Annotated in this window: 13 protein-coding genes; 7 read left to right on the top strand and 6 right to left on the bottom strand. The window is 62.5% G+C overall.

The window, feature by feature from the left end; all coding sequences use genetic code 11:
• Nucleotides 1-110: 110 nt before the first annotated feature.
• From O4H62_RS09685 to O4H62_RS09660, 6 genes are all read right to left on the bottom strand, one after another.
• Nucleotides 111-899 carry an ABC transporter ATP-binding protein gene (locus O4H62_RS09685; protein WP_269387317.1) on the bottom strand — a complete coding sequence of 263 codons (789 nt, stop codon included), beginning with the start codon at nucleotides 897-899 and terminating at the stop codon, nucleotides 111-113.
• Complete coding sequence (locus O4H62_RS09680) at nucleotides 896-1,654, bottom strand: ABC transporter ATP-binding protein (protein WP_269387315.1); 759 nt, start codon at nucleotides 1,652-1,654, stop codon at nucleotides 896-898. Before O4H62_RS09680 ends, O4H62_RS09685 begins: the two co-directional genes overlap by 4 nt.
• 18 nt (nucleotides 1,655-1,672) lie before the next feature.
• Nucleotides 1,673-2,878, bottom strand: a complete 1,206-nt coding sequence (locus O4H62_RS09675; RefSeq protein ID WP_269387313.1) for a branched-chain amino acid ABC transporter permease — start codon at nucleotides 2,876-2,878, stop codon at nucleotides 1,673-1,675.
• A gap of 3 nt (nucleotides 2,879-2,881) precedes the next feature.
• Nucleotides 2,882-3,913, bottom strand: coding sequence for a branched-chain amino acid ABC transporter permease (locus tag O4H62_RS09670; protein ID WP_269387312.1), 1,032 nt, complete (start codon nucleotides 3,911-3,913; stop codon nucleotides 2,882-2,884).
• Nucleotides 3,914-4,023: 110 nt separating this feature from the next.
• On the bottom strand, nucleotides 4,024-5,367 hold the full coding sequence (locus tag O4H62_RS09665) for a substrate-binding protein (protein WP_269387310.1): 1,344 nt from the start codon (nucleotides 5,365-5,367) through the stop codon (nucleotides 4,024-4,026).
• Nucleotides 5,368-5,878: 511 nt separating this feature from the next.
• Entirely contained in the window at nucleotides 5,879-6,595 is a 717-nt protein-coding gene (locus O4H62_RS09660; protein ID WP_269387309.1) for an aspartate/glutamate racemase family protein, read from the bottom strand.
• A 122-nt stretch (nucleotides 6,596-6,717) separates the two neighbouring features.
• Here O4H62_RS09660 and O4H62_RS09655 point away from each other — a divergent pair, with 122 nt between their 5' ends.
• Genes O4H62_RS09655 through O4H62_RS09625 form a run of 7 tightly spaced genes read left to right on the top strand, consistent with a single transcriptional unit; the run spans nucleotide 6,718 to nucleotide 14,344 of the window.
• Entirely contained in the window at nucleotides 6,718-8,415 is a 1,698-nt protein-coding gene (locus tag O4H62_RS09655) for a thiamine pyrophosphate-binding protein (RefSeq protein ID WP_269387308.1), read from the top strand.
• Nucleotides 8,412-9,680, top strand: coding sequence for an NAD(P)/FAD-dependent oxidoreductase (locus O4H62_RS09650; protein ID WP_269387306.1), 1,269 nt, complete (start codon nucleotides 8,412-8,414; stop codon nucleotides 9,678-9,680). The genes O4H62_RS09655 and O4H62_RS09650 overlap by 4 nt, the downstream gene beginning before the upstream one ends.
• 45 nt (nucleotides 9,681-9,725) lie before the next feature.
• Nucleotides 9,726-10,700: a TRAP transporter substrate-binding protein gene (locus tag O4H62_RS09645; protein WP_269387304.1), complete on the top strand. Its 975-nt coding sequence runs from the start codon at nucleotides 9,726-9,728 to the stop codon at nucleotides 10,698-10,700.
• A 59-nt stretch (nucleotides 10,701-10,759) separates the two neighbouring features.
• Complete coding sequence (locus O4H62_RS09640) at nucleotides 10,760-11,299, top strand: TRAP transporter small permease (RefSeq protein WP_269387303.1); 540 nt, start codon at nucleotides 10,760-10,762, stop codon at nucleotides 11,297-11,299.
• 8 nt (nucleotides 11,300-11,307) lie between these two features.
• Nucleotides 11,308-12,621: a TRAP transporter large permease gene (locus tag O4H62_RS09635; protein ID WP_269387301.1), complete on the top strand. Its 1,314-nt coding sequence runs from the start codon at nucleotides 11,308-11,310 to the stop codon at nucleotides 12,619-12,621.
• 38 nt (nucleotides 12,622-12,659) lie between these two features.
• Nucleotides 12,660-13,403 (top strand): sulfite exporter TauE/SafE family protein, encoded by a 744-nt coding sequence (locus O4H62_RS09630; protein ID WP_269387299.1) that lies wholly within the window; start codon nucleotides 12,660-12,662, stop codon nucleotides 13,401-13,403.
• On the top strand, nucleotides 13,403-14,344 hold the full coding sequence (locus O4H62_RS09625) for a hypothetical protein (RefSeq protein WP_269387297.1): 942 nt from the start codon (nucleotides 13,403-13,405) through the stop codon (nucleotides 14,342-14,344). The genes O4H62_RS09630 and O4H62_RS09625 overlap by 1 nt, the downstream gene beginning before the upstream one ends.
• Nucleotide 14,345 lies beyond the last annotated feature (1 nt).

Here is a 14,345-nt window from a genome sequence, read left to right as displayed (position 1 = left end):
CTCGCCGCCGGACTCCGCGGAAACAAATCGCGCCCGGAAGGCGCGATTTGGTTGTTGTCCGAAGGATCACATCGGCAGCGCCCGGTCTGAACCACCGGATTTGGTGCCTGTCAGATCGCCAGGTAATCGTGGCGCAGCTGCTCGTTCTCCAGCACTTCCTTGGCGGTGCCGTCGTACACGACTCCGCCCGATTCCAGGATCACCGCACGATCGGCGAGTTTCAGGGCGCGGACGGCGTTCTGCTCGACCAGGATCGTGGTGATGCCCTGCTGCTTGATGATGTTCAGCGTCTTTTCGATCTCGTCGACGATGACGGGCGCGAGACCTTCGTAAGGCTCGTCGAGGAGGAGCACCTTGATGTCGCGGGCGAGTGCACGGCCGATCGACAGCATTTGCTGCTCGCCGCCCGACAGGGTCACCCCTTCCTGCTTGCGGCGTTCGCCGAGGCGTGGAAACAGCTCATAAATCCGCTCGATCGACCAGCCGATCGGCGGCGCGATCTGGGCCAGTTGGATGTTCTCCTCGACCGTCAGTCCGGGAATGATGCGGCGGTCTTCTGGAACCAGCGACAGGCCGGCGCGGGACGCCTCGTGCGAGCTCATCCGGTGCAGCGGCTGGTGGTCCAGCCAGACCTCGCCGTGGGTCATCATCGGCGAGCCGATCTGGGCGATGGCGCGCAGCGTCGAGGTCTTGCCGGCGCCGTTGCGGCCGAGCAGGGCGAGAATCTCGCCCTCATGGACGTTGAAGCTGACGCCCTGCACGATGTAGCTCTCGCCGTAATAGGCGTGGATGTCGTGCACCGCGAGAAAAGCCGGCGCGGTTGCGGCATGGTTGGCGTTTTTCGAGAAATCGGGGCGGTCGTTGTTTGCAACGCCCCTGTCGAGTTCGAGCTGGCTCATGCTGCGGCCTCTCCCAGATAGGCTTCCTTGACTTTCGGATGTCCCTTGATGTTGTCGGGGGTGTCCTCGACCAGCGGCGTGCCCTGTGCCAGCACCGTGATGCGCTTGGCGAGCGAGAAGACGACGTGCATGTCGTGCTCGATGATCACCATGGTGATCTCGCGACTGTCATGGATCTGGTTGAGCAGGTCGATGGTGTTGTTGGTATCGGCCCGCGCCATGCCTGCCGTCGGTTCATCGAGCAGAAGCAGCTTGGGTTCCTGCACCAGGCACATCGCCATCTCAAGGCGCCGCTTGTCGCCACGCGACAGCGAGCTTGCCGTCATGTGCCGCTTGTCGGACATGTTGACCTCGGCCAGCATGTGCTCGGCTTTCTCGATGATATCCCTCTCGGCGGCTATCGATTCCAGCGCATGCATGCGGAAAGAGCCGTCGCGCTTGGCGAAGCAGGGGATCAGCATGTTTTCGAAAACCGTAAGGTTTCCGAAAATTTCCGGGGTCTGGAAAACCCGCGAGATGCCCAGCTGATTGATCTCGTATGGCTTGCGACCCAGCACCGAAATGCCGTTGAACATTACGGTACCGGTATCCGGGATCAGCTTGCCGATGAGGCAGTTGAGAAGCGTCGACTTGCCGGCGCCGTTGGGGCCGATGATCGCGTGGACGGTGCCCTTGGCAATGTCGAGATTGACATTGCCAAGCGCCTGCAGGCCACCAAACCGCTTGTTGACATTAGAGACTTCAAGAATTCCCATATCTGATATCTCCGCGGATCAGTTGACGTGGCTGGTGGGCTTGGGGTGATGCGCGGCATCTTCGCGCTTCTTCTTCCGGTTCTTGCCGGTAATCGCGTTCCAGATCCGGGTTCCGCCCTCGATCAGGCCACCGGGCAGGAAGATGACGACCAGCATGAACAGCAGACCGAGCGTCAGGTTCCAGCCCTTGCCGATGAAGGGATGGAAGACGAAGACAACGAAGTCTTCCAGCCCATCGGGAAGTGCCGAGAACCAGCTGTGCAGGATGTTGTCGTTGATCTTGGAGAAGATGTTTTCGAAGTACTTGATGAACCCCGCGCCAAGCACCGGACCCATGAGCGTGCCCGCACCGCCGAGGATGGTCATCAGCACCACTTCGCCCGAGGCCGTCCACTGCATGCGCTCGGCGCCGGCGAGCGGATCCATCGCGGCTAGCAATCCGCCGGCAAGACCCGCGTACATTCCGGAGATCACAAAGGCTGCAAGCGTGTAGGGACGGGGATTGAGGCCGGTGTAGTTCATCCGGGTCTGGTTGGTCTTGATCGCCCGCAGCATGATGCCGAATGGCGAACGGAAGATCCGCAGCGACAGATAGAACACAATGATGGCGATGATGGCGCAGAAGTAATAACCGTTGCTGAACGTGAACTGCCAACCGCCGACATCCACCTTCGTGGCTTCGTTCATGACGATGCCGAAGAAGTGTGGCGAGGTCGGGCTGCCTTCGCTCATCAGCACCTGCGGGTCGTTGTTGTAGACCTGCAGGCCGGTTTCGCCATTGGTCAGCGGTGTCAGCACCGAGTAGGCTAGGTTGAACGACATCTGCGCGAATGCCAAGGTGAGGATCGAGAAGTAGATCCCCGAGCGGCGCAGCGAGATGTAGCCGATGAAGAGGGCAAACAGACCGGACATGATGATGGCAAGGACAAGGCCCGGCACCACGTTGTAGTTCAGCAGCTTGTACATCCAGACGACGGAGTAGGATCCGACACCCAGGAAGGCGGCATGGCCGAAGGAAAGGTAGCCGGTCAGGCCGAAGAGGATGTTGAAGCCGATCGCGAAAATTCCGAAGATCGCGAAACGCTGCATCAGATCCGGATACCCGGCGTTGAACTGCGCCAGCGCCGAGCTTTCGGGGAACGGCTGAAGCAGAATCGGTGTCGCCAACGTCAGAAAAATAACGACGAGGAGAAAGGTAGTGTCTTTCTTACTCAGACCCAGCATGGATTATTCCTCCATCACGCCTTTGCGACCCATAAGACCGCGCGGGCGGGTCAAAAGGATGATGATTGCAACAAAATAGATGATGATTTGGTCGATGCCCGGGATGATCGACTTGACCTCGTTCATCGAGGCGAAGCTTTCGAGAATGCCGAGCAGGAAACCGGCCAGGACAGCGCCCGGCAGCGAACCCATGCCGCCGACGACAACCACGACGAAGGACAGCACCAGGAAGTCCATGCCCATGTGGTAGTTCGGCGAGTTGATCGGTGCGTACATGACGCCGGCAAGGCCAGCCACGGCGGCCGCGATGCCGAACATGATGGTGAAGCGCTTGTCGATGTTGATGCCGAGCAGGCCGACGGTCTCGCGGTCGGCCATGCCGGCCCGAACCACCATGCCGAATGTGGTGAAGCGCAGGAAGGCGAAGACCGCGCTGATAATGACTGCCGAGAACAGGAAGTACACAAGCCGCCAATACGGATAGATGATCTCGTTCTGGGCGAAGCCGATGAGCACGCCGAAATCAAGAGAGCCGCGGAACATGTCCGGAGCCGGTGTCGGGATCGGGTTGGCGCCGTAGAAATACTTGACGATTTCCTGAATGACGATGGCCAGGCCGAAGGTGACGAGGATCTGATCGGCATGGGGGCGCTTGTAGAAATGCTTGATCAGGCCGCGTTCCATCACATAGCCGACCAGCAGCATGACGGGTATGGCGAACAATATGGCCAGTGGGACCGACCAATTGAGAATAGCGTTGCCGGTCGCATCGCCAAACCAGCTGACGATGTAGGGCGTATCGACTTTCAGGGGGTTGCCCAGGAAGTCCTTCTGGGTCGGATCTTCCACCGTGAAGGACAGCGACAGGATTTTCTGAAGCGTGACGGCACAGAAGGAGCCGAGCATGAACAGGGCACCGTGGGCGAAGTTGACCACGCCCAGGGTGCCGAAAATGAGTGTCAGTCCGAGCGCGATCAGGGCATAGGCGCTGCCTTTGTCGAGACCGTTCAGAATCTGGAGAATGATTGCGTCCATAGTGAAGCCCGCATCGATAAAACCGCGCGCGAGGGGCGCGACGGCTCTAGTCCCAATTCAAGTAGAAAGCCGCGCCGCCATGAGGCGGCGCGGCAAACTTGTGGAGTGGCTTATGCGCCCGAGTTGCACGCGCCGAGATCGCCACCGGCAAACATCGGGTGATCCGGAGCATATTCGACCTGCGCACGCGGCGTCACTTCGACAATTTCCAGCGTGTCGTATTCGTTGGTCGGGTTGTCGGTGCCCTTCATGACCAGCACGTCCTTGAAGCACTGGTGGTCGTCGGCACGGTAGAGGGTCGGACCGTTGCCCATGCCGTCGAACTCGAAGCCTTCGAGTGCGTCAACGACGCCGCAGGGATCAAAGGTTCCGGCCCGCTCGCAGGCATCCGCATAAAGCAGCGTCTGGACGTAGCAGGTGTGCGCGGAGTTCGAAGGCGGGCGGCCGTACTTTTCGCCGAAGGACTTCACGAAGGCCTTGGAGCCTTCGTCCTGCAGCTGCCAGTTCCAGTTCATCGAACCATACACCCCGCGCACGTTGGCGCCCGCACCGGCCGCCATCAGTTCGGAGTAGAGCGGAACGATGATCTCGAACTGCTTGCCGTTGACCATCTTGTCGCGCAGGCCGAACTGCACCGCGTTGGTCAGCGAGTTGACCATGTTGCCGCCGTAGTGGTTCAGGATCAGCACGTCGGCGCCGGAGTTGAGGACCGGAGCGATGTAGGACGAGAAGTCGGTCGAAGCCAGCGGCGTGAGCACGTTGTTGACGGTTTCCCAGCCCATGGCTTCGGTCGCGGTCGCGATCGATTCCTGCTGCGTCCAGCCCCAAGTGTAGTCTGCGGTCAGGTGGTAGGCGCGGCGATCGGTACCGTAAGCCTTTGCCAGCACAGGAGCGAGAGCAGCGCCCGACATGTAGGCGTTGAAGAAGTGACGGAAACCGTTGCGCTTCTTGTCCTTGCCGGTGGTGTCGTTGGAGTGGGTCAGGCCGGCCATGAAGATCACGCCGGCTTCCTGGCAGAGACCCTGCACGGCCACGGCCACACCCGAGGACGATCCGCCGTTGATCATGATGGCGCCGTCTTTTTCGATCATCGACTTGGCCGATGCACGTGCCGCGTCAGACTTGGTCTGTGTGTCGCCCGAGACGAACTGGACTTTTTTGCCCAAAATGCCGTTGCCCTTCAGAGCCTTCGACGAGAAGGTGTTGAGCATGCCGCCGTCGCCTTCGCCGTTCAGGTGCTGGACAGCCAGCTCCTGGGCGCGCAATTCATCCAGGCCCTCGTCAGCATAGGGGCCGGTCTGCGGAACGTTGAAGCCGAGCGTGACGGTGCCGCCCTTCGGCTCGTTCAAATACGCACGGGCCGAGCTGGTAAAGATCGTTGGCAGCGCAAGGCCGGCGCCGATGGCGGCGCCTGACTTGATCAGCGAACGACGATTGATCTGGAACTTAGTCATGAAAATCCTCCCTGGAGTGGAACGGACAAGACCTCCCAGTCTTGCCACCATAGCTACGCGAATAGCAGTCTCAAGACAAACATGACCGGCGTTCGGATGCCATTAGACTATTGTATATTCATGCAATCCATTGCCGGCCATGGCCTGAGGCGCGTTGGCGGCAGGCGTTCGGAAACTGGCTCCGGTGGGGCCGCAAAGGCCTTTAAATGTATCGAATCTCGCCTGGTCCGTCCCGATTTAGATCCCTCCATGGGAACCTGCCGCTGTTTTAACCGCCTTTCGGAAATTTCTGCAGGGCGCGTTCACGACAGCTCAATCGTCCATCGCGACATAGAGTATTTGCCTTCTCGTTAGACTTTAGGATGCGGCGCGGCATTTTTACATGGGCTTGCCGGAGAATCACTTTGGCCGCGCCGCACTACGGCAGAAATCAAATCGGATGGCCCGGGATTAGACTATTGCGTACTTGCTGATCGGGACCTGAAGCGCCCGCACAAGACGGCGGCTTCCATCAGTAGCGGCGCGGCACCAGGCTCGACTGGAACCAGCTGACGAAGGTCTCGATTGAGAACACCGGCAGACCGGTTGCGGCACGGATGTCGGCGGCATAGGGGACCATGTTGGTGCACTCGAGCACGAGTGCGCCGATGTCGGGATGGCTCGCGCACAACGCCAATGCGGCCTCGATGTTGTCCTGGCGGGCCAGGTCGACATCGAGCTCGAGTTCGTTGCCGAGGATTGCACGTGTGAACTCGCGCCCGCCCTCGGTGGAGCCGACCGGCGTGGATTCGGGGACGCCGGCCGCGGCGAGATGCCGGGGTGTCAGCGTCGAGGCCGAAATGGTCAGGATGCCGGCCTTCTTGCCCGGCGGCAGCAGGCGGTTGACCAGGTCAACCTGCATCAGCGACGAGGTCGCCACCGGCACCCGCAGGGCGTCCGAGAGTTCCGCCTGGAACAGGGAGAGGAAACCGCAATTGGTGGTGATGCCGTCTGCGCCGTCGCGTACCAGGTCGCGGCCGGCCTCAATGAAGGCGTCGAGAGTTCCGGTGGCACCCTTGCGGACGACGAGATCGGGGGTGGCGTTCCGGACCACGCGGTAGAGCACAGGGAACGGCCAGGTGGTGGCATTGCCCATGTCGCCGGGAATGCGCGGGAACTGGGCGTCCAGCATGAGGATCCCGACCGATGCGCCGTAAATCGACTTCCCGCCTTTGACCTTCGCGCTCAAGCTGCATTCCTTTCGCTAAATCAAACCGATAGATTTTGAGGGCTCGAGGGAATCTGTTGACACAGCTTCGCCGGCTTCACAAGATGCGCGCTTCGGGGCGGTCAAGCGTAAGGCAGGCGTTGGTGCAAGAGACAACAAACCAGATGGTTGGCGCCGAAGCCCTGATCCGGATGCTCAAGGCCTACAAGGTAACCGATGTGTTCGGTCTTTGCGGCGATACCAGCCTGCCGCTTTATGACGTGCTGGCGCGTCAGGACCACGGGATCAGGCATTTTCTCACCCGCGACGAGCGCCATGCCGCCTATATGGCGGACGGCTATGCCCGTGTCACCGGAAAGCCCGGCGTCTGTGAAGGTCCGTCCGGAGGCGGGGCGACTTACATGCTGCCCGGTGTGGTCGAAGCCAACGAGAGCTCGGTTCCGGTGCTGGCGATCACCAGCGACGTTGCCACCACCTCGCGTGGCCGCTATCCACTGACGGAGCTCGATCAGACGGCGCTGTTCCGTCCGGTCACCAAGTGGAACGCCTCGCTTGATGACGCGGCGCGGTTGCCGGCGATGGTGCGGCAGGCGTTCCGCGCGATGACAACCGGCCGGCCGGGCGCGGTGCATCTGGCGTTGCCGTTCAATACGCAGAAATCGGAGACGGATCCCGCGGAGATATGGGCCGAGGAGCGGCATTGCAGCTACCCGTCCGAGCCCGCCGGTCCGGATCTGGACGCTATCGCGGAAGCGGTAGAGATCCTGAAGAATGCGAAATCGGCGGTGGCGATCTGTGGCGGCGGACCGGTCATTGCCGGAGCTTTTGCCGAACTCAAGCGGCTTGCGGATCTCATCGAGCTGCCGGTTGCGACCACTGTTTCGGGGCAGGGGGCTCTTGCCGAAACCGATCCGCTGGCAGTTGGCGTCGTTGGCTCCAACGGCGGCAATCCGGCGACGCGCGCGGTGATCGACGGGGCCGACGTGGTGCTGTTCATCGGCTGCCGCGCTGGTTCGGTGACCACCGAGCGCTGGCGGTCGCCTGGCAAGGACAAGACCATCATTCACATCGACAGCGATGCCATGGTGATCGGCGCCAATTATCCGACCGCGGTCGCCATCTGCGCCGATGCGCGGCTGGCGACCGCGGCTCTTGCCGATGCGCTCGAGGCCGAGGCCGGTCTGACCGCGCAGGGCGGCATTCGCCGGGCAAAGGCCGCATGGGACGCCAAACTCGCGGAATTCGCTCCGCTGGCAGCGAGCAACGAGACCCCGATCCGGCCGGAAAGGGTGGTGGCGACGCTTTCCAGGCTGCTCGACGACGACGCCATCGTCGTGGCCGATCCGGGCACGCCGTGTCCATACTTCTCGGCACATTATCGTTGGCCCCGCGCCGGCCGCAATTTCATCACCAACCGGGCTCACGGCGCGCTCGGCTACGCGCTCGCAGCCGCGATGGGTGCTCATGTCGGCCGGCCTGCGGCGAAAACCGTCGCGGTGATGGGGGACGGCTCGTTCGGATTCTGTTGCGGCGAACTGGAAACGCTGGTGCGCTACCGGATGCCGATCACCTGCATCGTGTTTTCCAACGCGACCTTCGGCTGGATCAAGGCCGGGCAGAATGCCGGCTTTGGTGCGCGCTTCTACAATGTCGATTTCAACCGCACCGACCATGCCGCCGTGGCAAGCGCGTTCGGCGTCAAGTCCTGGCGGGTCGAAAATCCCGGTGAACTGGAGGCAGTCCTGCGCCAGGCGCTGGCCCATGACGGGCCGACGCTGGTCGACGTCATATCCCAACCCCTGCATGAAGCGGCTGCGCCTGTCTCGGAGTGGGTGGCATGAGTGACGCAGCGAATGCGGAAAGCAAGACGATCGCCATTATCGGCGCCGGGATCGTCGGCGTCTCGACCGCGATCTGGCTGCAGCGCGACGGGCACAAGGTGATCCTGATCGACGGCAAGGGGATCGGCGAAGGCGCGAGCTACGGCAATGGCGGCGTGCTGGCCTCCTGCTCGATCGTGCCTGTGACCGCGCCGGGCTTGCTGCGCAAGGCGCCCGCCATGCTGCTCGACCCGGGGCAGCCGCTGTTTCTCAAATGGTCCTATCTGCCGAAACTGGCGCCCTGGCTGATCAGGTATCTCGGCCATGCCAATGCAACGGACACAAAACGCATCGCTGCCGCGATGGCGCCGCTGGTCGGCGACAGCCTGGGCGAGCACCAGGCGCTTTCGGCAGGCACCGGCGCCGAAGCCTGGGTCAAGCCGGACGACTACCTGTTTCTCTACCGCGACCGCGCGCATTTCGAGGGCGACGCCTTCGGCTGGTCGATCCGCAAGGCGCACGGTTTCAAGTGGGAGGAACTGGAGGGGTCTGCGTTCAAGAGCTTCGATCCGGCGTTCGGACCCGAGCAGGGTTTTGCGGTGCGGCTTGGCGATCATGGGCGGATCTCGGACCCTGGAGCCTATGTCAAGGCGTTGGGCGCTCACGTGATGGCGTCGGGCGGCCGGTTGATCGAAACCCATGCCGAGGCCATTGTCGAGGACGGCGGCAAGGTGAGCGGCGTACGTGCCGGCGGCGAAACGGTTGCCTGCGACGCGGTGGTGCTTGCGGCGGGTGTATGGTCCGGACCGCTGGCCGGCCAGCTCGGTCTCAGGGTGCCGCTTGAAAGCGAGCGCGGCTATCATCTGGAATTGTGGGAGCCGAGCATCATGCCGCGTTCGCCGGTGATGATCGCGTCGGGCAAATTTGTTGCCACGCCGATGGACGGCCGGCTGCGGCTTGCAGGCATCGTCGAGTTCGGCGGACTGGACGCGCCGCCGTCGAAGGCGCCGCTCCAACTTCTGGAGAAAAACATCAGGGCCGCCATTCCCGGCATCAGCTGGAAGCACAAGACCGAATGGATGGGGCATCGTCCGGCCCCGGCGGATTCGATCCCGGTTATCGGGGAGTCGCCGGTCATGCGCGGCGCCTTCATGGGATTTGGCCATCACCATGTCGGCTTGACGGGCGGGCCGAAAACGGGCCGGATGATTGCCCAGATGATTTCCGGACGAACTCCGAATTTCGATATGTCGCCTTACGCGCCGTCGCGTTTTCAATCAGGATAGATGCAGCATCAACCAGCCAACGAGCTTTTCAACAGGGAGAATGCCATGAAGACGATCGTGAAACTACTTGGCGCAGTTGCCGTTCTGGCCACCGGCGCCACCGCCGCGCATGCCGACAAATGGGATATGCCGATGGCCTATCCGGCCAGCAATTTTCATTCCGAGAACGGTGCAGCCTTTGCCAAATGCGTGACTGATGCAACCGGCGGCGCAACCGAAATCGTGACCCACCCGGGCGGGTCGCTGTTCAGCGGCAACGACATCAAGCGCGCAGTGCAGACCGGCCAGGCGCCGATCGGCGAACGGCTGCTGTCGGCTCATGCCAACGAGAACCCGCTCTTCGGTTACGATTCTGTGCCGTTCCTGGCGACGTCGTTTGATGATTCCGCCAAATTGCTGAAGGCCGCGAAGGAGACCGTCGCTGCGGCGCTCGACGAGCAGAACCTTGTCTATGTCTATTCCGTGCCGTGGCCGCCGCAGGGTTTTTACATGAAGAAGGAAGTCAATTCGGCAGCTGATTTGAGCGGCGTCAAGTTCCGCGCCTACAACGCGGCGACCGCACGGATCGCCGAGCTTGCCGGCATGGTGCCGGTGCAGATCGAGGCCGCCGAACTGAGCCAGGCGCTGGCCACCGGCGTGGCGGAATCCTTCATATCTTCGGGATCGACCGGTGTGGATTCGAAGGTCTGGGAAAGCCTGACGCATTTCTATGACGTCCAGGCCTGGCTGCCGCGCAACACCGTGTTCGTCAACAAGGACGCCTACAACGGCCTCGACGCGGCCGGCAAGAAGGCGATCATGGACTGCGGCGCGACCGCGGAAGCGGCCGGCGAAGCCAAGTCGCGCGAACTGACCAGCGGCTATCTCAAGACGCTTGCCGAAAACGGCATGTCCGTCAGCGGTCCGAGCGATCAGTTCAAGTCCGACCTGCAGGGCTACGGCGCGATCATGACCGAGGAGTGGATCAAGTCCGCCGGCGACAAGGGCAAGGCCATCGTCGACGCCTACAAGGCGATGTAATCCAGGTCAGATAACCAGCGGGCGCCCGGATGCGGGCGCCCGCGTTTTGGGGGCAGGGCATGGCAACTGCAGTCGACAAACATCCCGTCAGGCGCGCACTTGACGCCGTCTATGATTTTGCCGGCTATGTCGCGGCGTTCTGCCTGCTGGCGATCCTGCTGGTGATCGTTGCGCAGATGACCACCCGCTGGATGGGGATCTCGGTGCCCGGCCTTTCTGAATATGCCGGCTACCTGATGGCGTCGGCCTCGTTCCTGGCCTTTGCCCACGGGCTCAACCGCGGCGTCCATATCCGCGTCAACCTGTTTCTCACAGCGCTCGGACGACACCGTTTCTGGGGCGAAGTCTGGTGCATGATCATCGGGACGGCGGCATCGAGCTATCTTGCCTGGTATGCCGTCAAGCTTGTCTACTGGTCGCGAAAGCTCAATGATGTGAGCCAGGGTCAGGACGCCACGCCACTGTGGATTGTGCAGACGCCGATGGCGATCGGCGCGGTGCTGCTGGCGGTCTGCTTTGCCGACAATCTGATCACGCTGCTTGCGACCAGACGCGACAACATCGGGTCTGATCTGGTCGAGCAGAGCCATGCGGAGTAGGGCGAACCATGGCTGAGATTGCACCGATCATCGTTTTTCTTTTTGTCCTGTTCCTGCTGCTGGGGACCGGGGTCTGGGTTGGGCTGGCGCTGCTTGGCGTCGCCTGGCTGGGAATGGAACTGTTTACGCTGCGCCCTGCCGGCGACGCCATGATGACCATCATCTGGCGCTCGGCCTCGTCATGGTCGCTGACCGCCTTGCCGCTGTTCATCTGGATGGGGGAGATCCTGTTCCGGACGCGGCTGTCGGAGGACATGTTTCGCGGCCTGTCGCCCTGGATGGCGCGGCTGCCGGGCGGGCTGCTGCACACCAATGTGGTCGGCTGCACCGTGTTCGCCGCTGTTTCGGGTTCGTCGGCGGCGACGCTGACCACCGTGGGCAAGATGTCGATCCCGGAACTGCGCAAGAGGGACTACCCCGAGCACATGGTGATCGGCACGCTGGCGGGAGCGGCGACGCTGGGCCTGATGATCCCGCCGTCGCTGACGCTGATTGTCTATGGCGTGACGATCAATGAATCGATCACCAAGCTGTTCATGGCCGGCATTGTTCCCGGCCTGATCCTGGCGCTGATGTTCATGGCCTATGTCGGGCTCTATTCGAAATTCTCGAGCAATTACAACCCGGCGGAAGAACCGCGGATGTCGTTTGGCGAGAAACTTGCCAATTCCCGGTTCCTGATCCCGGTGCTGCTGCTGATCGCGGCGGTGATCGGATCGATGTATCTGGGCTATGCAACGGCGACCGAAGCTGCCGCCATCGGGGTGATCGGCGCCATGCTGCTCGCCATCGCGCAGGGATCGCTCAGCTGGACCACCTTCATCGAGAGCCTGATGGGGGCCATGCGCACATCGGCGATGATCGCGCTGATCCTGTCGGGGGCGGCGTTCCTGTCGCTTTCGATGGGCTTTACCGGATTGCCGCGGGCGCTGGCCGAATGGATCGGCTCGCTCGAACTCACCCGGCTCGAGCTCTTGATGGCGCTCCTGGTGTTCTACATCATCATCGGCTGCTTCCTCGACGGAATCTCGTCGGTGGTGCTGACCATCGCCGTGGTCGAACCGATGATCCGCCAGGCCGGGATCGACATCATCTGGTTCGGGATCTTCATCGTCGTCGTGGTGGAAATGGCGCAGATCACCCCACCGATCGGCTTCAACCTGTTCGTGCTCCAGGGCATGACCGGACACGAGATGAGTTTTATCTCGCGCGCGGCCTTTCCGATGTTCCTGATCATGGTGCTGATGGTGTTCGTGCTGATTGCCTTCCCGGATCTTGCAACCTGGCTGCCCGATAACATTCGCCAGACCGCCGCGAGGTAATGCGCTTCATGGATCTCTCCAGAAACGGAGCGCCCTAAGTGATATCCGGCGGCTTCCCTCTTTCCGACCAGCCTTGGCTGCTGCTGGCTGTCTTTGTCATAGTCGCGGCCGCAAGCGTCGTGCAGGCGGGTCTCGGCATGGGATTCGGCTTGACTGCCGCGCCACTACTGGCCCTGATCGACCCGCACCTGGTGCCGGTGCCGACGCTGATCATCGGTATGGTGACGGCCAGCATGGGCGGCTGGCGGGAGCGCGGCTCGATCATCTGGCCGGAAGTCGGAATCGGCATCGCCGGGCGGCTGATCGGCGTGGCCTGCGGCGCGCTTGTGCTGTCGCAACTGGTCGACCGCAAGGCCTTCATGCTGGTATTCGGCATCATGGTGGGGATTGCCGTCATTCTCTCGCTCGGCGGCTGGCGTTGGCGGTTCTCGGGCTTCAGCCTGATGTCGATGGGTTGGCTTTCGGGGCTGATGGGCACCATCACCTCGGTCGGCGCGCCGCCGCTGGCGCTGATCTACCAGGATCGCAAGCCGGGTGAGGCGCGACCGACGCTGTCGGCGTTCTTTGCGTTCGGCTGCGCGGCCTCGCTCGCCGGGCTGGCGCTGAGCGGCTGGGCGCATGTGGGGGATATCTATCTGGCGCTGGCGATGGTGCCGCCGATGCTGGTCGGAATCTGGGCTGCACGCCGCATCGGCGGGCGTCTCGACAGCCGGTTCCGCCCGGCGCTGATGGCGATCTCCGGGATCGCGGCGGTGATCCTGATCGTGCGGGGGCTGAGCTGATGGGCGCTCTCAGTCGGCTGCTGATTGCGACGGCCCGCCACGGCCGCCTGGTCCTGATCGCCGGCCTGGTTGCCGGCATCCTGTTGCCGGGCCTTGCCGGCACGGTGCGGGGCGTGTTGCCGGAACTGGTTGCCTGCATGCTGGGGGTGGCGGCGCTTCGCATCGGGCCGTCGGCGGCGCGTGGCAGCCTGGCAGACATTCACATCTCGTTGCGGCTGGTGGCTCTCTACCAGTTGCTGCTGCCGCTGGTGCTGGCAGGCGCTTTCCTTACCCTTGGCTGGGACGGGACACTTGCCACCGCTATGGTGCTGATGGCTGCTGCTCCCTCGATTTCCGGCAGCCCCAACCTGACCATCATGACCGGACACGATCCGGCGCCGGCGCTCAGATTGATGATTGCCGGCGTGGCGCTGCTGCCGCTGACGGTGGCGCCGGTGTTTCTGGCCTGGCCGATATTCGGCTCGCTCGGCGCCATCGCGCTGGCGTCGGGCAAGCTGTTGCTTTTAATCGGCTGCTCCTCGGCGGTGGCCTTCGTGATCCGGCAACGGTTTTTCCCGCAGCCCTCGATCGAGACGCTGGGGGTGATCGACGGGGTGTCGGCGCTGCTGATGGCGGTGCTGGTGGTTGGTCTGATGTCGGCGCTGGGACCGGCGATCGTGCAAACGCCGGGATTGGTCGGGCTGACGCTGGCGGCCGCGTTCGCGATCAATTTCTCGCTACAGATCGCCGCCTACATGCTGACCGGCGGGCGTGGCCATGAGCACTCGCGGGTGGCCTGGTCGATCATCGCGGGAAACCGCAACATCGCGCTTTTCCTGGTCGCCCTTCCCGCCGCCATCACCGACCCGCTGCTGCTGTTCATCGGCTGCTACCAGATCCCGATGTATCTGACGCCGATCCTGCTCAGGCCTCTCTATGCAAGCCGCACGGGGCTGCGCTGAG

Origin of the sequence: Parahoeflea alexandrii (assembly GCF_027214025.1) — a bacterium.
GTDB lineage: Bacteria > Pseudomonadota > Alphaproteobacteria > Rhizobiales > Rhizobiaceae > Hoeflea > Hoeflea alexandrii_A.
The sequence above is the reverse complement of the archived record's forward strand: the minus strand, read 5'-3'. Positions and strand labels throughout refer to the sequence as shown.